Consider the following 22,530-nt stretch of genomic DNA (forward strand, 5'->3'; position numbering starts at 1 on the left):
GCGGAGTGGACGGCTTCCGGATGGACGTGATCAACCTCGTCTCGAAGGACGTCGGAGCCGTCGACGGCGAGCAGGGCGGCGCGGGCATCGTCGGAGGGGGTCGGGGCGGCGGAGTCCATGGTCGCGAATCTAGCCCGGACGGCCGACACGGAGGGGCCCGCCGCACCGCTCGCCGGCGCGAGTCGACCCTGCCGGCGGCGCCCGTGTAACGATCTGGTGAACCGTGCGCGACCCGGCGGAGTGGCGGCTCCGGCGCTCGGATACTCTCTCCCCTGGCGGGACCCGAGCCGCCGCAGGGAGAGTGGTGGCGTGCCCAGGGACAGGACCGGCGCCGTCGTGCGGGCTCCCCGTCACAGTGCCGTCCCGCTTTCGCCCGCGGCCTCCCGCGCAGCGTCCTCGAGCGGCGTCCTCGCCGAGACCGGCCCCGTCGAGCCGACCGCCGTCGCACCCTCGCACCGCCGGCCGATGGGCGACTCCGGCCACGACCTCTTCCCCTTCGTGCTCGACGCGGCGGCCCTCGGCCGCGACGACGGTGCCGGGCTGCTCGAGCGCTACGCGGCGTGGGGCGGCAACGGCGTCGTCGTCACCGACTCGAGCCTCGCGGAGGGCGTCGGCGGCTGGCCCGCCGGACACCGCGACCGGGACCGCTTCCTCCTGATCGGCCGCTTCGCCGCTCCGGTCGGCGCCCCCGCGACGCCACGTGCGCTGGTGGACCGTGTCGAGGGGGCGCTGCGCCGCCTCCGCACCGATCGCCTCGATGTGCTGGCGGTCCGCCCCGACGGGGCCGGACGCCTCGACGAGCTCCTCAGCGCTGTCGACGTGCTGCTGGCGCGCGGGCTGGTGCGGTCGGTGGTCGCCTCCGGATTCTCTCCGGAGGAGCTGTTCGAGGCGCGCGTCCTGGCCGCCCACGGGCTGCCCCGCCTCGCCGGCGCGGAGGTCCGCTGGAACCTGCTCGAGCGGCCCGGCTCGGAGGGCGACCTCGGCCTCGTCGCCGCAGGCCAGGGACTCGCCCTGCTCGCGACCGTCCCCCTCGCCCACGGGTTCCTCCGCGGCGCCGAGCGCACCCGCCGCGAGCTCGGCCGCCTGCCCGACGGGGCACTCGCCGCCGCCCACCTCGGGCGCCGCGGACGCCGGGTCCTCGCCGTCCTCGACGCGATCGGCGCCGAGCTCTCGGCCGTTCCCGCCGCCGTCGCCCTGGCCTGGCTGCTCGGCCGGCCGCGCCTGACCGCCGCGACGGTCGCCCCGCGCTCGCCCGCCGACGTGGACGCGCTGGTGCGCGCGGTCTCGCTCGAGCTCGACCCCGGACACCTGGCCGCGCTGGAGCGCGCGCGCCGCTGACCGCGCCCGTCCGCGACGCCCCAGGCACCTCTCCCGCCACGGCGCGACAGCCCGGCTCGGGCCGCCGTCGCGGTGGCCTAGGGTGGGCACGATGAACCACGGAGTCGCACTGCCCCTCGACCAGCCGGAGACGTCAGTCCGGGCCGCAGGCGGATCCACGGTCCGCCGCTCCGTCCTCCCGAGCGGTGTCCGCATCCTCAGCGAATCGGTGCCCGGCGCCCGCAGCGCCACGATCGGCTTCTGGGTCGCCGCGGGTTCTCGCGACGAGCGGCCCGGCCGCCCCGCGACCGCGGGCGAGCCCGCCGTGCCCTCCAACGTCGGCTCGACGCACTTCCTCGAGCACCTGCTGTTCAAGGGCACGCAGAAGCGGTCCGCCCTCGACATCGCCGTGTCCTTCGACTCCGTGGGCGGGGAGCACAACGCTCTCACCGCCAAGGAGTACACCTGCTACTACGCCAAGATCCAGGACCGCGACCTCCCGATGGCGGTCGAGGTGATCGCCGACATGGTGACCTCGAGCCTGATCGATCCGGACGAGTTCGAGACCGAGCGCGGGGTCATCCTCGAGGAGCTGGCGATGGCGGACGACGATCCGGCCGACGTGGCGGGCGAGAAGCTGTTCGAGGCCGTGTTCGGCGACCACCCGCTGGGCCGCCCGATCGGGGGCACCGCCGCGACCATCGGCGAGGCCACCCGGGACGCGGTCTGGGCGCACTACCGCGCCGCCTACCGCCCGCGAGACGTGGTGATCACCGTCGCCGGCGCCGTCGACCACGAGGCGCTCGTCGCGCTGCTCCAGCGGGTCCTCGTCGCCGACGGCTGGGACCTCGGCACGGCGGCCCCGCCCGTCGAGCGGCGCGTCGGCGGCCGTGCGTCCTACACCCGCGGCAGCGCCCTGTCGGTGGTGCACCGCCCCACCGAGCAGGCGAACCTGCTGGTCGGCTTCCCCGGTCTCGCCGCGGGCGACGAGCGGCGGATGACGATGGGCGTCCTCAACTCGATCCTCGGCGGCGGCATGTCCTCGCGGCTGTTCCAGGAGGTGCGCGAGAAGCGCGGCCTCGCCTACTCCGTCTACTCCTTCGCCCCGTCCTACTCGGACGCGGGCCTCTTCGGGCTCTACGCCGCGTGCACCCCGGCGAAGGCGGGGACGGTCGCCGAGCTCCTGCTCACCGAGTTCCACCGCCTCGCCGAGGACGGCGTCACCGACGACGAGCTCGCCCGCGCCCGCGGCCAGCTCTCGGGAGCGGCGGCGCTCGCGCTGGAGGACTCCGACACCCGGATGTCGCGCCTCGGACGCGCCGAGCTGACCTTCGGCGAGTTCGTCGACCTCGACGAGAGCCTGCGCCGACTCGCCCTCGTCGGCGCGGAGGACGTCCAGGCACTCGCGGCAGACTTGGCCCGGGGGCCGTCGTCGATCTCGGCCGTCGGCGCGGTCGACGAGTCGGCCTTCGCCGGGATCGCCGGGATCGAGAGCGCCTCCGCGATCTGATCCGATCGTCGAACGCCCGCTGACCGCGCACCGCCGCGCCGCACCAGGGAGGACCCCGTGTCCCACTACATCTACCTCGTCCGCCACGGCGAGCAGCAGGACGCCGAGCACGGCATGCCGGACGGCCCGCTCTCGGCCCGTGGTGAGCGCCAGGCGAGGCTCATCGCCGAGCGGCTCGGCGGAGTCCCCTTCACGGGAGCGTGGCACTCCCCGCTGCGCCGGGCCGAGGAGACGGCCGCACGCTTCCAGACGCTTCTGCCGAGCCTGCCGCTCCAGCCGTCCTCGCTGCTGTTCGACTGCATCCCCTCGGGGCCGACCCCGGACATGCCCAAGGCGTTCGAGCCCTTCTTCGGCAGCGTCACCGCGGCCGAGATCGAGGCGGGGCACGCGCAGATGCAGGACGCGGTGGCCGAGTTCCTGGCGCCGTCGCGCGAGGACCGCCACGACCTCCTCATCACCCACAACTTCGTGATCGGCTGGTTCGTCCGCCACGTGTTCGACGCTCCCGACTGGCGGTGGCTGGGCCTCAACCAGGCCAACTGCGGGCTGACGATCATCCGCGTCCGCTCCCGCAAGCCGCCGGTGCTCGTCGTGCACAACGACCTCTCGCACCTGCCCGTGGAGCTGCGCACCGGCCTGCCCGAGGCCCAGCCGTACTGAGCCGCGGGCTACGCTGAGTCGGTGACTACCTCCGTCGCCGTGGTCGGCGCGTCCGGCCGACTCGGCTCGTTCACCTGCTCGCTCATCGAGGCGTCGAGCGAGTTCTCGCTCGTCGCGCGGCTCGGCTCGCGGAGCGATCCCGCCGAGATGCTCGCGGCCGACGTCGTCGTCGACATGACCGTGCCGGCCGTCAGCCAGCAGATCGTCGACTTCGCCGTGGCCAACGGGAGGAAGGTGCTCGTCGGCACCTCCGGCTGGACCGGCGACCGGATCGCGGCCCTCCGGCGCAGCGTCGCCGAGCAGCCGGAGGCCGGCGTCGTGATCATCCCCAACTTCTCGCTGGGCTCGGTGCTCGCGACCGCGCTGGCCACCGTGGCCGCGCGCTTCTTCGACGCAGCCGAGATCGTCGAGACCCACGGCGCCCGCAAGGTCGACTCGCCCTCCGGGACCGCGGTCCGCACGGCCGAGCTGCTGTTGCGCGCCCGGGCCGAGCTCGGTCCGGTGCAGGCTCCGCACACCGACCAGCGGGCCCGCGGCCAGCAGGTCGCGAGCGTCCCGGTCCACAGCCTCCGCCTGCCCGGAGTGGAGGCGCGCCAGGAGGTCGTCTTCGGCGGCACCGGCGAGACGGTCACCATCCGGCACGACACCACCTCGCAGGCCTCCTACGAGCAGGGCGTCCTGCGCGCTCTCGACGCGGTCCGGACGACCACGGGCGTGGTGGTGGGCCTCGACGCGCTGATCGACCTGCGCGCCGCCTTCGACGCCGCGCCTCTCGCCGAGCGGCCGGTCGACGAGCAGCCCGTCATCGACCGGGCTCCGTCCGGCCAGGCCGCCGCAGCGACGAGCACCCCGTGAGGACCCGCATCGGCGTCGTCCTGATGGCGGTCCTGCTCGCCCTCTACCTGTTCGTCTGCCTGCAGTACTCCGTCGTCGCCTTCGCCGCGGCGACGGTGCCCGGCATCGTGATGGGCGTCGGCCTGCTGATCCTCGGCGCCGTCGGCGTCTGGGGGCTCGTGCGCGAGCTGCTGTTCGGGCTCCGCGCCGAGAAGCTGGCCCGTCGGCTGGAGGGCGAGAACGCGCTGCCGCAGGAGGTCCTCGACTCGCGGGCCAGCGGGCGTCCGCTCCGGGAGGAGGCGGACGCGCTGTTCCCGCAGTACGCGGAGGAGGTCGACGCGCAGCCCGGGAGCTGGCGCGCCTGGTACCGCCTCGGCCTCGCCTACGACGCCAGCGGCGACCGCAAGCGCGCCCGAGGCGCCATCCGCCGGGCCATCGCGCTGGAGCACGAGGCTCCGGCCTGACCGCTCGGCCGCGACTCGAGCGCGGCTCTCCGGGCGAGGACCGCTCGGGCGGCCGGGATCAGGCGAGCACCCACTCCAGCGCCGCGCCGACCGTGCGGTGGCGGAACTCGAAGCCGTCGTCGAGCAGCCGCTGGGGGACCAGGCGCTGGCTCGAGAGCAGGAGCTCGTGCCCGGCGTCGCGCAGCGCGAGCTCGATGATCTTCTCGGGGACGGCCAGCTTGAACGGGCGGTGCAGCTGCTCGGCGAGGGTGCGCATCACGTCGTTCGCGGTCGCCGGCACCGGTCCGGCGAGGTTCACCGGGCCCGAGAGCGAGGACGTGAGCAGGTGGCGGATCGCCGCGGCCTCGTCGTAGAGGCTGATCCAGGGCCAGGCCTGGTTGCCGCTGCCGAGGGGTCCGCTGAGACCGAGCTTCGTCAGGGGCAGGAGCGGCTTGAGCGCGCCGCCGTCGCCGAGGACGAGCCCGGTGCGAGCGGTGACCACCCGCGTGGCCTCGGGCGCGAGGTGGGCGGCCTTCTCCCAGCGGTCGACGACATCGGCGAGGAATCCGTCGCCACGCGAGGACTGCTCGGTGAGCTCCTCGCCCGGCCGGTCTCCGTAGTAGCCGACCGCGGAGGCGTTGATCAGCGTCGTCGGCGGGGTCGAGGACATCCGCATCGCGTCGGTGAGGGTCTGCGTGGACTGGATCCGCGAGTCGAGGATCTCCCGCTTGTAGGACGCGGTCCACGGCAGGCGGCTGATCGAGGCGCCGGAGAGGTTGATCACGGCGTCGACGCGGTCGAGCACGCTGAAGTCGAGCATGTGCGAGGTGGGCGCCCAGTGGAACTCGTCCGGGCTCGACGGCGCGTGGCGCACCAGGCGCAGGATCTCGTGCCCCTCGGCGCGCAGCTGGCGGGTCAGCTCGGAGCCGATCATCCCGCTGGCGCCCGAGATCAGGACGCGGAGCCGGGGAGCGGACGCGTCCGGCCGGGCCGAGGGCAGCTCGGACGGCGTCGACACCTGCTCGCCCGGCGTGCGCGCGGCGCGCCGCGGCGAGCCGGAGTCCGTGGTCCCGTCGTGGTCGGAGTGCCGTGCGGATGAGTCGCTCATGGTGCCTCCCGGAGCCGGTCGCGGGCCGCCCGCGAAGCGGACCCAGCCTAGAGCCTCACGCCCGGGAGCCGGCCGAGCGCGTCGCGGGAGCAGCGCTCGCCCGGAGGAGGCGGGAACCGGGGGAGAGGCTGCCGAGAGGAAGAGGGGACGAGGCCGGTGGTCTAGGCTTCGATGCCGTGACCGAGCAGACGAGCCCACGCCCCGAGCCGACGAGCAGCGGATCCGACGAGAACGCGCCCGTCTTCCGCAGCGATGTCGTCGTCGAGCTGGTCCGCGCGAGCGCCCACGACTCCGACGTGCTGTTCGCGGCCCGCGTCTCGACCCAGGGCGAGAAGACGCTCGCCGAGGCGCTCGACGGCGAGGAGTCCGACGCCGAGCTGCAGCGCAAGCGCGACCGCGGCCTGATCAACTACCTCATGCGCGACCGCCACGGCTCGCCGTTCGAGCACAACTCGATGACCTTCTACGTGCAGGCGCCGATCTTCGTCTTCCGCGAGTTCATGCGGCACCGCATCGCCTCCTACAACGAGGAGTCGGGCCGCTACCGCGAGCTCCGCCCGGTCTTCTACGTGCCCGGCCCCCGCCGCAACCTCGTGCAGGTCGGCAAGCCCGGCGCCTACTCCTTCGAGCCCGGCACCGCGGAGCAGGCCGAGCTCGTCGCCGAGGAGACGCGCCGCGTCAGCACGCAGGCCTACGAGTCGTACCGGCGGATGCTCGGCGAGGGCGTCGCCCGCGAGGTCGCCCGGATCGTCCTCCCCCTGAACATCTACTCGTCGATGTACGTCACGCTCAACGCCCGCTCGCTGATGAACTTCCTCTCCCTGCGCACCAAGCGCGAGGACTCGACGTTCCCCTCCTTCCCGCAGCGCGAGATCGAGATGGCGGCCGAGCAGATGGAGACGCACTTCCAGGAGCTGATGCCCCTCACGGCCGCCGCCTTCACAGCGAACGGCCGCGTCGCCCCGTAGCCCGCCGCCCGGCGAGGACGAGCGGGCCGTCCCGCCCGATCCGCCTGCTGCCGTCCGCGCGGGCGGCTCCGGAAAGCTCCTCCCGGCGGCGCGGCGGCGACCCGCTACCCTGGCAGCGTGTCAACTCCGGAGAATCCCTTCGGCCAGGTCCTGGTCGCCCTGGTCACCCCGTTCACCGCCGACGGCGAGGTCGACTGGCCCGGTGTCGAGAAGCACATCGACGACTGCATCGCAGCGGGCGCGGACGGCATCGTGGTCACCGGGACCACGGGCGAGACCAGCACCCTGACCGACCCGGAGAAGATCCGCCTCGTCGAGGTCGGCCGCTCGGTCGCCGGGGGCCGCGCGAAGATCATCACGGGAGGCGGCTCGAACGAGACCGCCCACGCCATGCAGCTCGCCCGTCAGAGCGAGAAGGCCGGCGCCGACGGCAACATGATCGTCACCCCGTACTACAACAAGCCCACGCAGGCGGGCGTGCTCACCCACTTCCGGATGATCGCGGATGCGACGGACCTGCCGGTGATCCTCTACGACATCCCCGGCCGCACCGGCGTGCCGATCCGCTACGAGACGATCCTGCGGGCGGCCAAGCATCCGAACATCCTGGCCGTGAAGGACGCGAAGGGCGATCTCTCCGAGGTCAGCCGCGTGCTCAACCAGACCGACCTGATGTACTTCTGCGGCGACGACGCGAACGTGCTCCCCGAGCTCGCCATCGGCGCCACGGGGCTCATCGGCGTCACCGCGAACATCGCCGCCGCGCCGTACCGCACGATCGTCGACGCCGTGAACGCGGGCGACCTCCACGCGGCCACCCGCGCGCACCAGCAGCTCGAGCCGCTCGTGCGCGCCGTGATGACGCACGTCCCCGGGACCGTCGCCGCGAAGTACATCCTGCACGGCCTCGGCCGCATCTCCTCGCCGCGCGTGCGGCTGCCCCTGGTCGGCCCGGAGGAGTCGGAGGCGGCGCTCATCGAGGACGAGCTCGGCCTGGTCCGCGACATCCCGGGCGTCGACTTCCGCAACTTCCGGCCCGACCGCAACGCCGCGGCCGGCGGCGCCCTCCCGAAGGTCGCCGGCACCACCCGCTGAGCCCGAGCGGCACGTCCCGAGAAAGCACCGCTGGAGAAGGAGGGCGCATGCCCGGTCCCGTGATCATCCCCGCCCCGCTCGCTCCGGGAACGCTCCGGATCATCCCCCTCGGCGGCCTCGGCGAGATCGGCCGCAACATGACCGTCTTCGAGATCGACGGCAGGCTCCTGGTCGTCGACTGCGGCGTGCTCTTCCCGGAGGAGGACCAGCCGGGCGTCGACCTGATCCTCCCGGACTTCACGCCCATCCGGGACCGGCTCGACGACATCGTCGGAGTGGTCCTCACCCACGGCCACGAGGACCACATCGGCGCCGTCCCCTACCTGCTCCGCCTGAAGCGCGACATCCCGCTGATCGGCTCCACCCTCACGCTCGCCCTCGTCGAGGCGAAGCTCAAGGAGCACCGGATCACGCCGTACACGCTCACGGTGAAGGAGGGCGACGTCGAGAACCTCGGGCCCTTCGAGCTCGAGTTTGTCGCCGTGAACCACTCGATCCCGGACGCGCTGGCAGTGTCGATCGTCACCGACGCGGGCTCGGTGCTGCACACCGGCGACTTCAAGATGGACCAGCTGCCGCTCGACGGCCGGATCACCGACCTGCGCGCCTTCGCCCGCCTCGGCGAGGAGGGTGTCGACCTGTTCATGGTCGACTCCACCAACGCCGACGTCCCCGGCTTCACGCCGAGCGAGCGCGACATCGGCCCGGTCATCGAGAGCGTCATGGCCAGGGCGACCCGCCGCGTCATCGTCGCGAGCTTCTCCAGCCACGTGCACCGGGTGCAGCAGGTGCTCGACGCGGCTCACGCCACGGGCCGCCGCGTGGCGCTGCTCGGCCGCTCCATGGTCCGCAACATGCGCATCGCCGCGGATCTCGGCTACCTGCACGTCCCTCCGGGAGTCCTGGTCGACATGAAGAAGTCGGGCGACGTCCCCGAGGACAGGATCGTCTACATGTCCACCGGGTCGCAGGGCGAGCCGATGGCCGTCCTCAGCCGGATGGCCAACCTCGATCACCAGATCGAGCCGGGGGAGGGTGACACCGTGATCCTCGCCTCCAGCCTCATCCCCGGCAACGAGAACGCGGTGTACCGGGTCATCAACGGGCTCACCCGGCTCGGAGCGACCGTCGTGCACAAGGGCAACGCGAAGGTGCACGTGTCCGGGCACGCCGCGGCCGGCGAGCTCCTCTACTGCTACAACATCCTCAAGCCGTTGAATGTGATGCCGGTGCACGGCGAGTACCGGCACCTGGTCGCGAACGCGCAGCTCGCGCGCGAGACCGGGATCGCGGAGGAGAACACGATCATCGCCGAGGACGGCACCGTGATCGACCTGCTCGACGGCAGGGCGACCGTCGTCGGACGGCTCGACCTGGGGTTCGTCTACGTCGACGGATCGTCGGTGGGCGAGATCACCGACGCCGACCTCAAGGACCGGCGGATCCTCGGCGAGGAGGGCTTCATCTCGATCATCGTGGTGGTCGAGGCGGGCACGGGGCGGATCGTCGTCGGCCCCGAGATCCACGCGAAGGGCTTCGCGGAGGACGACAGCGTCTTCGACGAGGTCAAGCCGCGGATCGCGGCCGCGCTCGAGGAGGCGGTGCGGAACGGGGCGAGCGACCAGCACGCGCTGTCGCAGGCCGTCCGTCGCGTCGTCGGCCGCTGGGTCAACACCTCCTACCGCCGCCGGCCCATGATCGTGCCGCTCGTCATCGAGGCCTGAGCCTCCCGGCCGGCGGCGGGTCAGCGCCGGCCGTCGCGGCGCGGGTCACCGGCCCTGACGGGGGCGGCGGGTACGGTGGCCTCATGGCGACCAGTACCAAGACGACCTCGCGCGGGCGCGGCAGCGCGACTCCGCGCTCCGGCGCGCCGCGATCCGGCCGGGGCTCGGGCAAGGCGGCCGCCGAGACGAAGACGGTGGCCTTCGAGTCCGCCCCGCGCACCAACCCCGCCGTGCGGCTCTGGATGGCGCTGGCCCACCTCGCGGGCGGCGCCGCGCGCGCCCTCGGTCCCGAGCGGCTGGCGAAGGAGGAGCGCCGCGACGGCGTCCCCTTCCTGCTGCTGCTGCTGGCCGTCGCGGGCGCGGTCGTCGAGTGGTTCCTCGCGACCGACCCGGTCGCCCTGGTGCTCGACGCGTGGAGCTTCGGCGGCTTCTTCGGCCGTGTCGCCTACGTGCTGCCGGTCGTCCTGCTCCTCTTCTCCCTCTGGCTCTTCCGGCACCCCCGGTCCGTCGACGACAACGGACGGATCGGCGTGGGCGTCATCACGCTGCTCGTCGCCTCCGCCGGCATCTGCCACGCGCACCTCGGCCTGCCGCAGCCCGGCCAGGGCATCGAGACCATGGCGGCAGCGGGAGGCGTCCTCGGCTGGCTGGTAGGCGCTCCGCTCGCGGCGATCGCCACCGTCCCCGGCGCGACCGTGCTGCTGTCGCTCGTGATCCTGCTGTCGCTGTTCATCATCACCAAGACCCCGCCGAACCGCATCGGCGCGCGCTCGCGGGAGCTCTACGGCTACCTCTTCGGCGCCCCCGTGCTCGACGACGAGGAGCGCGCCCGCCTCAAGGCCGAGCGGGCCGCCGCCAAGGCCGCGGCGAAGGCGGAGGCCGAGCAGGAGGAGGACGCGCAGCAGGACGGCGGAGAGCTGCCCTGGTGGCGGCGCACCGAGTCCGGGCGCGAGGACGAGCCGACCGTGCAGACCGAGCTCCCGATCGACTCCTTCACCGAGGTGCTCGAGGGCACCGCGCCCGCCCGCGGCCGCGCGAAGGGCTTCGACACCGCGCTCGAGGAGCGCGACGACGAGGCCCACCCGCCGACCCGCTCCTACGCCACCGAGGTGCTGGCCGAGGCCGAGACCGCCGAGGCCGCGCTCGCCCGCTTCGAGCAGACGGGCGCTCCCCGCGGCGCGACCGGTGTGGTCGACGACGACGCGACCGAGGTCATCCGGCTCGACCGCCTCGACGTGGCGCCCGCCGTCCCGATCCCGCCCGTCATCGAGACCGGCCCGATCGCGCCCCTCGCCGAGGAGGACCCGACCGCCGGCTTCGACTCCTCGTTCGAGGACGACGCGCCGTACCGCCTCCCCTCGGCGGCCGCCCTCTCGACGGGTACGCCCTCCAAGGCGCGCTCGGCGGCCAACGACGAGATGGTCCGCGCCATCACCGAGGTGCTGCAGCAGTTCAACGTGGATGCGACGGTCACCGGCTTCTCCCGCGGCCCGACCGTCACCCGCTACGAGATCGAACTCGGCCCCGGCGTCAAGGTCGAGCGCGTCACCGCGCTCAGCAAGAACCTCTCCTACGCCGTCGCCAGCAACGAGGTCCGGATCCTCTCCCCGATCCCGGGCAAGAGCGCGATCGGCGTCGAGATCCCCAACACGGACCGCGAGATCGTCTCGCTGGGCGACGTCCTCCGCTCGCCGGCCTCGACGACGTCCACGCACCCGATGACCATCGGCGTCGGCAAGGACGTCGAGGGCGGCTACGTCGTGGCGAACCTCGCCAAGATGCCGCACCTCCTGGTCGCCGGCTCCACCGGCTCCGGCAAGTCCAGCTTCGTCAACTCGATGATCACGAGCCTGCTGATGCGCGCGCGCCCGCAGGACGTGCGCATGGTCCTGATCGACCCCAAGCGCGTGGAGCTCACCATCTACGGCGGAGTGCCGCACCTGATCACTCCGATCATCACGAACCCCAAGAAGGCCGCCGAGGCGCTGCAGTGGGTCGTGAAGGAGATGGACATGCGCTACGACGACCTGGCGTCGTTCGGGTTCCGCCACATCGACGACTTCAACGCGGCCGTCCGCGCCGACGAGATCAAGCTCCCCGCGGGCAGCAGCCGCGTCCTCAAGCCGTACCCGTACCTCCTCGTGGTGGTCGACGAGCTCGCCGACCTGATGATGGTCGCCCCGCGCGACGTCGAGGACTCGATCGTGCGCATCACCCAGCTCGCGCGCGCCTCGGGCATCCACCTCGTGCTGGCCACGCAGCGGCCGAGCGTCGACGTGGTGACCGGCCTCATCAAGGCGAACGTGCCCAGCCGCCTCGCCTTCGCGGTGACCAGCGTGACCGACTCGCGGGTCATCCTCGACCAGCCGGGAGCCGACAAGCTCATCGGGCAGGGCGACGGCCTCTTCCTCCCCATGGGCACCAACAAGCCGATGCGCGTCCAGGGCGCCTGGGTCCGCGAGGACGAGATCGCGAAGGTCGTCGAGCACGTCACCCGTCAGGCGCAGCCCGAGTACCGCCAGGACATCACCGTGCAGGCGCAGCGCAAGGAGATCGACTCCGACATCGGGGACGACCTCGAGCTGCTGGTCGCGGCGGCCGAGCTCGTCGTCAGCACGCAGTTCGGCTCGACCTCGATGCTGCAGCGCAAGCTCCGCGTCGGCTTCGCCAAGGCCGGCCGACTGATGGACCTGCTCGAGTCGCGCGAGGTCGTCGGCCCCTCCGAGGGGTCGAAGGCCCGCGACGTGCTGGTCACCGCCGAGCAGCTGCCGGGCGTCCTCGCGCGGATGCGCGGCGAGGACCCGGGCGAGGGGCCGGCCGCGACGTCCTCGGTCGCCCCGGACCCGTATGCGGATCCGCTGGCCGAGCCGACGGGGCCCGCCGCCACCGACTACCACGACGACGACGAGGGGTCCGGCGAGGACGCCTGGACGCTGACGGGACGCGAGTGACCGTCCCGGTCGCCCGCACTGCGAGGAACGGCGGAGCACGATGACCCACCCCACCGCACCGGCTCCGGCCGCGTCGGGCAACTGGAACCTGCCGAACGCGATCACGGTCGTCCGGATCCTGCTGGCGCCCGTCTTCTTCTGGCTCCTGCTGGCCGACGGGGGGCAGGACGGCGGGATCCGGATCGCCGCGGCGCTCCTCTTCATCGTCGCTATCGCCACGGACGGCATCGACGGGCACATCGCCCGGAGCCGGGGCCTCGTGACCGATCTCGGCAAGCTCCTGGATCCGATCGCCGACAAGGTGCTCACCGGCGCGGCGCTCGTCGGGCTCTCGATCCTCGCGGAGCTGCCGTGGTGGGTGACGATCGTCATCCTCGTGCGCGAGATCGGCATCACCGTGTTCCGGATGGCCGTGCTCTCGGACCGGGTGATCCCGGCGTCGCGGGGCGGCAAGCTCAAGACGATCGTGCAGTCGATCGCGATCTCCCTTGCTCTGCTGCCGCTCTGGGCCGTCCTCGGCGAGTGGGTCCACTGGCTGAACGGCATCACGATGACGGCCGCGGTGGTGCTCACGGTCGCCACCGGGATCGACTACCTCGCCGACGCCGCCCGCCAGAGCCGGGCCGCCCGGTCGACGCGGTGACGGCCGCGCAGCTGATCGCCGAGCTCCGGCGGCGGGGTGTCGACCTCGCCGTCGCGGAGTCGCTCACCGGCGGCGCGCTCAGCTCCGCCCTCGTGGAGGTGCCCGGCGCCTCCGCCGTGTACCGCGGGGGAGTGGTGAGCTATGCCACCGACCTCAAGGACCGGCTCCTCGGGGTCGACGCGCGCGTTCTCGGCGAGCGGGGTCCCGTCGATCCCGGAGTCGCCGTGCAGATGGCGCGCGGAGCGTCCTCGCGGCTCGCAGCCGACGGGCGTCCGACGCTCGGCCTGGCGACGACGGGGGTCGCCGGTCCGGATCCGCAGGGGGATGCGGCCGTCGGCACCGTCTTCGTGGCGGCCGTCCTCGGCGAGGACGAGCTCGTCCGTGAGCACCGGTTCGACGGAGACCGCGCCGCGATCCGCGCCGCCTCGGTCGACGCGGCTCTTGCCCTCGGCGCGGAGCTGATCTCCCGCGGCCCATGAGGCGGATACCCAGCCGGGGCCCTTCGGGAATCGGAATGCGCCGCATTGCGGCCCGGTTACAACTGGTGTCGCTCACACGCAAAGTCCAGTCATCCGGTATTAGAGTCGACACCATACGAACCGGGTAGTGAACAGCTATCCGGTTCTCTCGTCCCAGCCCCCCGATCACCCGCTCCGGAATCTCCGGCGCTCGTGCTCGCGGTGCAGGTGCACGACATGCGGTTGACGTGGAGAAGGAGGGTCCAGTGGTTCTAGTTCGTCAGGAGATCGGCGATGTCCTCAGGGACTTTCGCCTGCAGAAAGGTCGTACGCTCCGTCAGGTGGCGAGCAAGGCGAGCGTTGCGCTCGGCTACCTGAGCGAGGTCGAACGCGGTCAGAAGGAGGCCTCCTCGGAGATCCTCGCCTCTGTCGCCGACGCCCTCGACACCCCCATCTCGGTGATCATGCGCGAGGTCGGCGATCGTCTCGCCGTCATCGAGGGCATCGACACCATCCCCGACACCATCCCGGCCGACATGGTCGCCGGCTTCGACGCGGACCTCGTCACGCAGTAGTCGGATTCCGTCCCCTCCACTCACCGCACCCGTTCCACGCGAAGGGCGCCCAGGCTCCGGCCGGGCGCCCTTCGGCGTTCCCGGGGGAGTGCGGCTTCCGGGCAGCGGCTACCGTGGACGCATGCGCTTGAGCGAGTTCCGGCAGCTGGTGGACGACGAGTTCGGCGGCGCCTACGCCCGTGTCCTGGTCTCGGACCTCGTGCTGACCGAGCTCGGGGGCCGCACCGCCGAGCGCGCCCTCGCGGACGGATCGGAGCCGCGCGAGGTCTGGCTCGCCCTCTGCCGCGCCAACGACGTCCCGGAGGCCCGGTGGCACGGCGTGGATCCGCGGAAGCGCCACCGCTGACGCTCCCGTCGCCGAAGCCGTGTTCGACACGCCGACGGCTGGTGCTCGAATCCGTGTTCGAACGGGTCTAGGCTCCTCCACAGAAGCAGGATCGGCTCCGTCTCCACGGAGTCGCTCTCGCTCGGCCCCGATGTCGGTGGTCGGGCGTACCGTCGGAGACACCTGAACGGACCTGCTTCACCGCCTTGTCGCAGCCGGCCGGCACTGTCACTCCGACAGCCACCGGCATGTCGCGACAGCCTGTAGGCGACACCACCACGAACACGAGAGCGAGACGGCCATGCCCAGTTCCTCCGACCGCGAGAAGTCCCTCGAGACCGCACTCGCCCAGATCGACCGCCAGTTCGGCAAGGGCGCCGTCATGCGCCTCGGCAGCGACGACCGCGCTCCCGTCGAGGTGATCCAGACCGGTTCGATCGCGCTCGACGTCGCGCTCGGGATCGGCGGGCTCCCGCGCGGCCGCATCGTCGAGATCTACGGCCCCGAGTCCTCCGGAAAGACCACCCTCACCCTGCACGCGATCGCGAACGCGCAGCGCAACGGCGGCATCGCCGCCTTCATCGACGCGGAGCACGCGCTCGACCCCGAGTACGCCAAGAAGCTCGGCGTCGACATCGACTCCCTCCTCGTGTCGCAGCCCGACACCGGAGAGCAGGCGCTCGAGATCGCCGACATGCTCGTGCGCTCGGGCTCGATCGACCTCATCGTGATCGACTCCGTCGCGGCCCTCGTGCCGCGTGCCGAGATCGAGGGCGAGATGGGCGACTCCCACGTCGGCCTGCAGGCGCGCCTCATGTCCCAGGCGCTGCGCAAGCTGACCGGCGGACTGAACACCACGAACACCACGATGATCTTCATCAACCAGCTGCGCGAGAAGATCGGCGTCTTCTTCGGAAGCCCCGAGACCACGGCGGGCGGCAAGGCGCTCAAGTTCTACGCGTCGGTCCGCCTCGACATCCGCCGCATCGAGACGCTGAAGGACGGCACCGACGCGGTCGGCAACCGCACGCGCGTCAAGGTCGTGAAGAACAAGATGGCCCCGCCCTTCAAGCAGGCCGAGTTCGACATCCTCTACGGCGTCGGCATCTCCCGCGAGGGCAGCCTGATCGACTTCGGCGTCGAGCACGAGATCGTCCGCAAGTCGGGCGCCTGGTACACCTACGACGGCGACCAGCTCGGTCAGGGCAAGGAGAAGGCGCGCCAGTTCCTCATCGACAACCCCGATGTGGCCGCCGAGATCGAGAAGCGCATCCTGGTCAAGCTCGGCGTGATCGTCGACCCGAACGCGGCCGTCGAGGCCGCGCCGGTCGCGATCGAGACCAAGCAGCCCGTGCGCAAGGGCGCCTAGCCCGTGGCGGAGAAGGCCGCGGAGGGGGCGAAGGGCCGCCCCGTGGCCTTCCTGCCCTGGGTCGACCGGGGTGCGGCGGGCGACGACGGCTGGGCTCCGGCGGCGCCGGACGCCGACGGGGCCGGGTCGCTTCCGGATCCGTCCGGAGCCGGAACGCCGCGTACCAGTGCTCCCGGGGCGGCCGCAGGCGGGTCGGAAGGCTCCGCCGTCGGGGGCGCCGCGTCTCCGGCCTCCGAGCGGATCGCCGAGCTCTCGGCTCATGTCGCCCGGCGCGCGCCGGCGTTCGTCGAGAACGCGGACGACGAGGACGACGACGACGCGATCGAGATCCCGGAGGAGATCGATCCCGAGCAGGTCGCGGATCGGATCGTACGGGGGCTCTCCCGCAAGAGCCTCTCGGTCGCCGAGGTCGAGGCGCGCCTCTACACGGAGGGCGTCGCCGAGAAGGACGCCCTCGAGATCCTCGAGCGCTTCACGCGCTTCGGCTACCTCGACGACCTCCGCATGGCGGAGCAGCTGGTCGTCTCGCTCCGTGACCGCAAGAAGCTCGGCCGCTCCTCCATCCAGCAGGAGCTGCGCGCGCGGAAGATCGACCCCGAGGCGATCGCGTCAGCGCTCGACGAGCTGGACGGCGACGACGAGTACCGCACGGCGCTCGAGCTCGCGCGCAAGCGCCTGCCGAGCCTGCGCTCTCTCTCCGACGAGGTCGCCGAGCGCCGGCTCACGGGATTCCTCGCGCGCCGCGGCTACGCCGGCGGACTCGTGCAGCGCGTCGTCCGCGAGACGATCCGCAAGCCGGGGTCGAGCGTCCGCTTCCGCTGACACGGCGGGCCGGGAGCGGTCCGACCGGAGCGTAGAATCCCACACCATGAGCACGCTCGGTACCGCCCCGTCGCCCGTCGCCGAGACCCGGCCGAGGACCTACGAGGTCCGTACGTTCGGGTGCCAGATGAACGTGCACGACTCCGAGCGGCTGAGCGGTTCGCTCGAGGCGGCGGGCTACGTGTCCGCCGATGGAGCCGAGGCCGACGTCGTCGTGATCAACACCTGCGCGGTGCGCGAGAACGCCGACAACAAGCTCTACGGCAACCTCGGCCACCTCGCGTCGGTGAAGCGCCGACACGAGGGGATGCAGATCGCGGTCGGCGGCTGTCTCGCGCAGAAGGACAAGAACGTCATCCTCGACCGCGCCCCGTGGGTCGACGTGGTCTTCGGCACGCACAACATGGGCGCCCTACCTAGCCTGCTCGAGCGCGCCCGCCACAACGACGAGGCGCAGCTCGAGATCCTCGAATCGCTCGATGTCTTCCCCTCCACGCTCCCCACGAAGCGCGACTCGACCTACAGCGGCTGGGTCTCGATCTCGGTCGGCTGCAACAACACCTGCACCTTCTGCATCGTCCCCTCGCTCCGCGGCAAGGAGAAGGACCGGCGTCCCGGCGACGTGCTCGCCGAGATCCAGGCGCTCGTGGACGACGGCGCGATCGAGGTCACCCTTCTCGGCCAGAACGTGAACTCCTACGGCGTCGAGTTCGGCGATCGCCAGGCGTTCTCGAAGCTGCTCCGCGCGGCGGGCACCATCGACGGGCTCGAGCGGATCCGCTTCACGAGCCCCCATCCCGCGGCCTTCACCGACGACGTGATCGACGCCATGGCCGAGACGCCGGCGGTGATGCCGCAGCTGCACATGCCGCTCCAGTCCGGCTCCGACCGCATCCTCAAGGCGATGCGCCGCTCCTATCGCTCCGAGAAGTTCCTCGGGATCCTCGACCGGGTCCGCGATCGCATCCCGCACGCGGCGATCAGCACCGACATCATCGTGGGCTTCCCCGGCGAGACGGAGGCCGACTTCCAGGAGACCCTGCGGGTGGTCGAGACGGCCCGCTTCGCCTCCGCCTTCACCTTCCAGTACTCCATCCGGCCCGGCACCCCGGCCGCGACGCTGCCCGACCAGATCCCCAAGGCGGTCGTCCAGGAGCGCTACGAGCGGCTCGTCGCCCTGCAGGACGCGATCAGCGAGCAGGAGAACCGCGCGGTCGTCGGCCGAGAGGTCGAGGTCCTCGTCGCGACCGGCGAGGGCCGCCGCGACACGGAGACGCACCGGCTGAGCGGACGCGCCGAGGACAGCCGTCTGGTGCACTTCGACGTGCCCGAGGGCTCCGAGCAGCCGCGTCCCGGAGACGTGGTCTCCGTCCGGGTCACCCGTGCCGCCCCCTTCTACCTCCTGGCGGATTCGCCCGACGGCGCGCCGCTCCGCATCCGCCGCACCCGCGCGGGCGACGCCTGGGACCGGGCGCAGACCGAGTCCTGCGGAGTTCCGGCCGCCCCGGGCGCGAGCGGGGCGCCCCGGGTCTCGCTGGGCCTGCCGTCGCTGCGCGTGCGCGACGCCGGCACGCTGACGACGCCGATCTACGACGCCCTCGATGGCGAGCGCTGAGACCGGAGCCCCCGATACCGCGCCGGAGCTCATCGCGGTCGTCGGCGCGACCGGCACGGGCAAGTCCGACCTCTCGCTCGAGCTCGCCGAGGCGATCCGGCAGGACGGCGGCGCCGCTGAGATCGTGAACGCCGACGCGATGCAGCTCTACCGCGGGATGGACATCGGCACCGCGAAGCTGCGCGCCGACGAGCGGCGGGGCGTCCCGCACCATCTGCTCGACGTCCTCGGCGTGACGGAGGAGGCGTCTGTCGCCCGCTACCAGAGCGAGGCGCGGCGCGTGATCGAGAGCGTGCTGGCGCGCGAGGCGACGCCGATCCTGGTCGGGGGCTCCGGCCTGTACGTCTCCAGCGTCGTCTTCGAGTTCTCGTTCGCGGGCACCGACCCGGCCGTCCGGCGCCGGCTCGAGGAGACCGCCGAGCGGGAGGGCCTGGGCGCCCTCGTCGAGCGGCTGCGCCGGATCGACGCCGGAGTGGCCGAGCGGATCGGTCCGCACAACGCCCGGCGCATCGTCCGCGCGCTCGAGATCGCGGAGCTGAACGGCGGGAGCACGCACAGCGCGCTGATGTCCGACGAGCCGGTTCGGTGGCGCCCCGCCTCGATCCTGTCCCTCGAGGCTCCGCGGGAGGAGCTGGTGCAGCGCCTCGACCGGCGGGTGGAGCGGATGTGGGCGGCCGGGATGCTCGACGAGGTCGAGCGGCTCGTCCCCCTCGGCCTGGAGCGCGGCGTCACAGCCGGGCGGGCCATCGGGTACGCCCAGGCGCTCGCCCAGCGTGCCGGCGTCCTCCGCGAGGAGGAGGCGATCGCGGCGACGCAGGCGCTCACGCGCCGCTACGCACGTCGGCAGAACAGCTGGTTCCGGCGCTACGCCGGCGCCCACCGGCTCCCGTACGACGCGCCGGACCTGGTGTCGCGGGCGCACGCCGCCGCCCAGGCCGCCGCTCCCGCTCCTCGCTAGGCTGTGCGCCATGACGATCGAGCTGCACTTCACCAAGGGCCAGGGCACCGGCAACGACTTCGTGCTCTTCAGCGACCCGGACGGTGAGGTCGACCTCTCGCCCGCGCAGATCGCGATGATCTGCGACCGCCACTTCGGCGTCGGCGCCGACGGCGTCATCCGTGCCGTCCGCTCCCGCGCGATCCCGGAGGGCGCCGCGGCTCTGGCCGAGGAGAGCGAGGCGGAGTGGTTCATGGACTACCGCAACGCCGACGGCTCGATCGCCGAGATGTGCGGCAACGGCATCCGCGTCTACGCCGCGTTCCTGCTCGCGGGCGGCCTCGCGGCGCTCGAGCCCGGCGACACCCTGCCGATCGGCACCCGCGCCGGCGTCCGCGACGTCACCCGCAGCGGTGCCGGGTTCCAGGTCGACCTCGGCCGCTGGGAGCTGGCGGGCGGCGAGCCCCTGGTGCGGGCGAAGGAGCTCAAGGTCGCGCGCCCCGGTCTCGGGATCGACCTCGGCAATCCGCACGTGGTCGTCGCCCTCAGCAACGACGAGGAGCTCGACTCCGCCGACCTCTCCTACATCCCGCAGCTCGACCCGGAGCCCGATGACGGCGCGAACGTCGAGTTCGTGGTTCCCGGCGAGCCCCTGGTCCACGACGGGATCGGGCGGATCCGGATGCGCGTGCACGAGCGCGGCAGCGGCGAGACCCTGAGCTGCGGCACGGGTGCCGCGGCGGCGGCACTGGCGGTGCGCTACTGGGCGGGAGCGCGCGCTCCGCAGGCCTGGCGCGTGGAGGTCCCGGGCGGCACGCTCGGCGTGACGATGTTCGCGTCGGAGGAGGGCGAGCACGTCGGGCTCTCCGGCCCGGCCGACCTCGTTTTCACCGGGACGATCCGGATCGACTGAGGACGCGGTCAGGCCAGGCGGGTCGTCCGGAGCACGCGGAAGCCCTTCGCCGAGGAGACGCGCTCCACGTCGAGCCGCCCGGCGAACGCGGCGCCCAGCCAGGTCTGGAGCGAGTCTGAGCCGAGGTTGCGCTGCACGACGAGCCAGGCGTCCGCGCCCTCCTCGAGCCGCGGCAGCCAGCGCTCGAGCAGGAGGTGCAGCTCCTCCTTGCCGATTCGGATCGGCGGGTTCGACCACACCGTGCGGAAGCGGACCTCGTCGGGAACATCCTCGGGCAGCACGGCGTTGACATTGAGGACGCCGAGTTCCTCGCAGTTGCGACGGACCAGCTCGAGCGCCCGCTGGTTGACGTCGACCGCCCACACCCGGGCGTCGGGGGAGGCAAGGGCGAGCGCGAGGGCGATCGGGCCCCAGCCGCAGCCGAGGTCCAGCAGGTCCCCGTCAGCGGGGGCGTCGGGCACCGCGCCCAGCAGGACGCGCGTGCCGAGATCGACGTGACCGGGGCTGAACACCCCTCCTGCCGTCGTGACCTCGAGGTCGCGACCGGCCAGGCGGGCCTGGATCCTGCGGGGCCGGAGGTCGCCGTCGGGAGTACTCGAGAAGTAGTGCTCGGCGGCCATGAGAAGTGAACCTATCAAGACCTGAGGAGTTAGTGTTATCCGGATGACGGAAGACCTGAACGAGACCGACACGACCGAGGCCGTGGACGTCGTCTCGAGGGTCCTGGCGAACGCGCAGTCGCGTTCGGCGGGGTACTCGCGCTTCGTCGCGGGTGGAGCCCAGGCGCTGCAGAGCGCCGGCCACGAGGGCGAGAACAGCGACGGCGAGCAGTTCGACCGCGATGATCGGCAGGCGCTGCGACGCGTCGCCGGCCTCTCGACCGAGCTCGAGGACGTCACGGAGGTCGAGTACCGCCAGCTGCGCCTGGAGAACGTCGTGCTCATCGGCGTGTACTCGCAGAACTCGCTGGAGGACGCGGAGAACTCGCTGCACGAGCTCGCAGCGCTCGCGGAGACGGCGGGAGCGACGGTCCTCGACGGCCTGCTCCAGCGCCGCCCGCACCCCGATCCGAGCACCTACCTCGGCAAGGGCAAGGCTCAGGAGCTCGCGGGGCTCGTCGCGGCCCTCGGCGCGGACACGGTCGTCGCCGACACCGAGCTCGCACCGAGCCAGCGCCGCGCGCTGGAGGACGTGGTGAAGGTCAAGGTGATCGACCGCACCGCGGTGATCCTCGACATCTTCAGCCAGCACGCGAAGAGCCGCGAGGGCAAGGCGCAGGTCGAGCTCGCGCAGCTCGAGTACCTGCTCCCGCGACTGCGCGGCTGGGGCGAGTCGATGTCCCGCCAGGCCGGCGGCCAGGTGGGCGCGGGAGCCGGAATGGGCTCGCGCGGTCCGGGTGAGACGAAGATCGAGCTCGATCGTCGCCGCATCCACACCCGCATGGCGCGCCTGCGCAAGCAGATCACGGCGATGAAGCCCGCCCGCGAGGCCAAGCGCGCGAACCGCAAGCGCAACGCCGTCCCCTCGGTGGCGATCGCGGGGTACACGAACGCCGGCAAGTCGAGCCTGCTGAACCGGATGACGCACGCGGGCGTCCTCGTCGAGAACTCGCTCTTCGCGACCCTCGACGCCACCGTCCGCAAGGCCCAGACGAAGGACGGGCGCCTCTACACGCTCGCCGACACGGTCGGCTTCGTGCGAGCGCTTCCGCACCAGCTCGTCGAGGCCTTCCGGTCGACGCTCGAGGAGGTCGCGGACTCCGATGTGATCGTCCACGTCGTGGACGCCTCCCACCCCGATCCGGCCGGGCAGATCGCCACCGTGCGCGACGTGATCGGCGAGGTGGGCGCCCGCAGCATCCCCGAGATCATCGCCTTCAACAAGGCCGATCTGGTGGACGAGGGCACGCGGCTGGTGCTGCGCGGTCTCGCTCCCGACGCGGTCTTCGTGTCGGCGCGCAGCGGCGAGGGCATCGACGAGCTGGAGGCGCGGATCGCCGAGATCCTGCCCGAGCCGGACGTCGAGATCGACCTGCTCGTGCCGTACGACCGGGGCGACGTGATCTCGCATCTGCACCGCAGCGGCCGGATCCTGTCGACGCAGTACGTCGAGGGCGGCACCCACGTGGTCGCCCTCGTGCACGCCGATCTGGCGGGCTCGCTCACCGAGTTCGCGGTTCCGCGCGCGGCCGTCCAGGCCTGATCGCCACCACCCGAGCGCCCGTCTCCCCGTCCGGGAGGCGGGCGCTCGGCGCATCCGGGAG

22 protein-coding genes are annotated in these 22,530 nt (G+C 72.4%); 20 read left to right on the forward strand and 2 right to left on the reverse strand.

Going from position 1 to position 22,530, the window contains the following annotated elements:
* From C5C10_RS18080 to C5C10_RS12010, 6 genes are all read left to right on the forward strand, one after another.
* Window positions 1-209: hypothetical protein (locus C5C10_RS18080; RefSeq protein WP_219813260.1), on the forward strand; the 209-nt coding region annotated here is incomplete at its 5' end.
* Between the two features lie 100 nt (window positions 210-309).
* Entirely contained in the window at window positions 310-1,338 is a 1,029-nt protein-coding gene (locus tag C5C10_RS11990) for an aldo/keto reductase (protein ID WP_146082161.1), read from the forward strand.
* A 91-nt stretch (window positions 1,339-1,429) separates the two neighbouring features.
* Window positions 1,430-2,827, forward strand: a complete 1,398-nt coding sequence (locus C5C10_RS11995; RefSeq protein ID WP_104224504.1) for a pitrilysin family protein — start codon at window positions 1,430-1,432, stop codon at window positions 2,825-2,827.
* 57 nt (window positions 2,828-2,884) lie between these two features.
* Window positions 2,885-3,487, forward strand: a complete 603-nt coding sequence (locus C5C10_RS12000; protein ID WP_104224462.1) for a histidine phosphatase family protein — start codon at window positions 2,885-2,887, stop codon at window positions 3,485-3,487.
* A gap of 21 nt (window positions 3,488-3,508) precedes the next feature.
* Entirely contained in the window at window positions 3,509-4,342 is an 834-nt protein-coding gene (gene dapB, locus C5C10_RS12005) for a 4-hydroxy-tetrahydrodipicolinate reductase (protein WP_104233262.1), read from the forward strand.
* Window positions 4,339-4,785 carry a hypothetical protein gene (locus tag C5C10_RS12010; RefSeq protein ID WP_104250175.1) on the forward strand — a complete coding sequence of 149 codons (447 nt, stop codon included), beginning with the start codon at window positions 4,339-4,341 and terminating at the stop codon, window positions 4,783-4,785. Before dapB ends, C5C10_RS12010 begins: the two co-directional genes overlap by 4 nt.
* 58 nt (window positions 4,786-4,843) lie before the next feature.
* On the opposite strand, the gene C5C10_RS12015 is transcribed toward C5C10_RS12010, so the two are convergent.
* A complete protein-coding gene (locus C5C10_RS12015; protein ID WP_104329329.1) occupies window positions 4,844-5,872 on the reverse strand; it encodes a TIGR01777 family oxidoreductase in 1,029 nt (342 codons plus the stop codon).
* Between the two features lie 266 nt (window positions 5,873-6,138).
* Between C5C10_RS12015 and thyX the strand changes: the two genes are divergently transcribed.
* From thyX to dapF, 13 genes are all read left to right on the forward strand, one after another.
* Window positions 6,139-6,840, forward strand: a complete 702-nt coding sequence (thyX, locus tag C5C10_RS12020) for an FAD-dependent thymidylate synthase (protein ID WP_258060561.1) — start codon at window positions 6,139-6,141, stop codon at window positions 6,838-6,840.
* 117 nt (window positions 6,841-6,957) lie between these two features.
* Window positions 6,958-7,935: a 4-hydroxy-tetrahydrodipicolinate synthase gene (gene dapA / locus C5C10_RS12025; protein ID WP_104224469.1), complete on the forward strand. Its 978-nt coding sequence runs from the start codon at window positions 6,958-6,960 to the stop codon at window positions 7,933-7,935.
* A 47-nt stretch (window positions 7,936-7,982) separates the two neighbouring features.
* The gene (locus tag C5C10_RS12030) at window positions 7,983-9,659 is read left to right on the forward strand and encodes a ribonuclease J (RefSeq protein ID WP_104224470.1); all 1,677 of its coding nucleotides are present in this window, start codon (window positions 7,983-7,985) and stop codon (window positions 9,657-9,659) included.
* An 83-nt stretch (window positions 9,660-9,742) separates the two neighbouring features.
* Window positions 9,743-12,610 carry a DNA translocase FtsK gene (locus C5C10_RS12035; protein WP_104329330.1) on the forward strand — a complete coding sequence of 956 codons (2,868 nt, stop codon included), beginning with the start codon at window positions 9,743-9,745 and terminating at the stop codon, window positions 12,608-12,610.
* Window positions 12,611-12,650: 40 nt separating this feature from the next.
* Window positions 12,651-13,253 carry a CDP-diacylglycerol--glycerol-3-phosphate 3-phosphatidyltransferase gene (gene pgsA, locus C5C10_RS12040; protein ID WP_104226303.1) on the forward strand — a complete coding sequence of 201 codons (603 nt, stop codon included), beginning with the start codon at window positions 12,651-12,653 and terminating at the stop codon, window positions 13,251-13,253.
* Window positions 13,250-13,732, forward strand: a complete 483-nt coding sequence (locus C5C10_RS12045; protein ID WP_104313488.1) for a CinA family protein — start codon at window positions 13,250-13,252, stop codon at window positions 13,730-13,732. Before pgsA ends, C5C10_RS12045 begins: the two co-directional genes overlap by 4 nt.
* Window positions 13,733-13,977: 245 nt before the next feature.
* A complete protein-coding gene (locus C5C10_RS12050) occupies window positions 13,978-14,286 on the forward strand; it encodes a helix-turn-helix domain-containing protein (protein WP_068207524.1) in 309 nt (102 codons plus the stop codon).
* Window positions 14,287-14,407: 121 nt separating this feature from the next.
* Window positions 14,408-14,632: a DUF3046 domain-containing protein gene (locus C5C10_RS12055; RefSeq protein WP_104329331.1), complete on the forward strand. Its 225-nt coding sequence runs from the start codon at window positions 14,408-14,410 to the stop codon at window positions 14,630-14,632.
* Window positions 14,633-14,912: 280 nt separating this feature from the next.
* A complete protein-coding gene (gene recA, locus C5C10_RS12060; protein ID WP_104224475.1) occupies window positions 14,913-15,980 on the forward strand; it encodes a recombinase RecA in 1,068 nt (355 codons plus the stop codon).
* Between the two features lie 42 nt (window positions 15,981-16,022).
* The gene (locus C5C10_RS12065) at window positions 16,023-16,802 is read left to right on the forward strand and encodes a regulatory protein RecX (RefSeq protein ID WP_181073453.1); all 780 of its coding nucleotides are present in this window, start codon (window positions 16,023-16,025) and stop codon (window positions 16,800-16,802) included.
* A gap of 46 nt (window positions 16,803-16,848) precedes the next feature.
* Window positions 16,849-18,417 carry a tRNA (N6-isopentenyl adenosine(37)-C2)-methylthiotransferase MiaB gene (miaB, locus tag C5C10_RS12070; protein ID WP_104329333.1) on the forward strand — a complete coding sequence of 523 codons (1,569 nt, stop codon included), beginning with the start codon at window positions 16,849-16,851 and terminating at the stop codon, window positions 18,415-18,417.
* Window positions 18,404-19,375, forward strand: a complete 972-nt coding sequence (miaA, locus tag C5C10_RS12075) for a tRNA (adenosine(37)-N6)-dimethylallyltransferase MiaA (protein WP_104329334.1) — start codon at window positions 18,404-18,406, stop codon at window positions 19,373-19,375. The genes miaB and miaA overlap by 14 nt, the downstream gene beginning before the upstream one ends.
* A 10-nt stretch (window positions 19,376-19,385) precedes the next feature.
* Window positions 19,386-20,267: a diaminopimelate epimerase gene (gene dapF, locus C5C10_RS12080; protein ID WP_104329335.1), complete on the forward strand. Its 882-nt coding sequence runs from the start codon at window positions 19,386-19,388 to the stop codon at window positions 20,265-20,267.
* 8 nt (window positions 20,268-20,275) lie between these two features.
* Here the strand turns inward: dapF and C5C10_RS12085 are convergent, their stop codons facing one another.
* Window positions 20,276-20,887 carry a class I SAM-dependent methyltransferase gene (locus C5C10_RS12085; RefSeq protein WP_104329336.1) on the reverse strand — a complete coding sequence of 204 codons (612 nt, stop codon included), beginning with the start codon at window positions 20,885-20,887 and terminating at the stop codon, window positions 20,276-20,278.
* A 43-nt stretch (window positions 20,888-20,930) separates the two neighbouring features.
* Between C5C10_RS12085 and hflX the strand changes: the two genes are divergently transcribed.
* Entirely contained in the window at window positions 20,931-22,469 is a 1,539-nt protein-coding gene (hflX, locus tag C5C10_RS12090; RefSeq protein ID WP_104224481.1) for a GTPase HflX, read from the forward strand.
* Window positions 22,470-22,530: the final 61 nt, after the last annotated feature.

Origin of the sequence: Rathayibacter sp. AY1A3 (assembly GCF_002930975.1) — a bacterium.
In the GTDB taxonomy this organism is placed as follows: Bacteria; Actinomycetota; Actinomycetes; order Actinomycetales; family Microbacteriaceae; genus Rathayibacter.

What these genes read in the sequence shown, in the direction of transcription:
- miaA (WP_104329334.1), top strand. Translation starts at nt 18,404, where the DNA reads ATGGCGAGCGCTGAGACCGGAGCCCCCGATACCGCGCCGGAGCTCATC.
- C5C10_RS12015 (WP_104329329.1), bottom strand. Translation starts at nt 5,872, where the DNA reads ATGAGCGACTCATCCGCACGGCACTCCGACCACGACGGGACCACGGAC.
- C5C10_RS12035 (WP_104329330.1), top strand. Translation starts at nt 9,743, where the DNA reads ATGGCGACCAGTACCAAGACGACCTCGCGCGGGCGCGGCAGCGCGACT.
- C5C10_RS12030 (WP_104224470.1), top strand. Translation starts at nt 7,983, where the DNA reads ATGCCCGGTCCCGTGATCATCCCCGCCCCGCTCGCTCCGGGAACGCTC.
- C5C10_RS12085 (WP_104329336.1), bottom strand. Translation starts at nt 20,887, where the DNA reads ATGGCCGCCGAGCACTACTTCTCGAGTACTCCCGACGGCGACCTCCGG.
- pgsA (WP_104226303.1), top strand. Translation starts at nt 12,651, where the DNA reads ATGACCCACCCCACCGCACCGGCTCCGGCCGCGTCGGGCAACTGGAAC.
- dapF (WP_104329335.1), top strand. Translation starts at nt 19,386, where the DNA reads ATGACGATCGAGCTGCACTTCACCAAGGGCCAGGGCACCGGCAACGAC.
- C5C10_RS11995 (WP_104224504.1), top strand. Translation starts at nt 1,430, where the DNA reads ATGAACCACGGAGTCGCACTGCCCCTCGACCAGCCGGAGACGTCAGTC.
- miaB (WP_104329333.1), top strand. Translation starts at nt 16,849, where the DNA reads ATGAGCACGCTCGGTACCGCCCCGTCGCCCGTCGCCGAGACCCGGCCG.
- recA (WP_104224475.1), top strand. Translation starts at nt 14,913, where the DNA reads ATGCCCAGTTCCTCCGACCGCGAGAAGTCCCTCGAGACCGCACTCGCC.
- C5C10_RS12055 (WP_104329331.1), top strand. Translation starts at nt 14,408, where the DNA reads ATGCGCTTGAGCGAGTTCCGGCAGCTGGTGGACGACGAGTTCGGCGGC.
- hflX (WP_104224481.1), top strand. Translation starts at nt 20,931, where the DNA reads ATGACGGAAGACCTGAACGAGACCGACACGACCGAGGCCGTGGACGTC.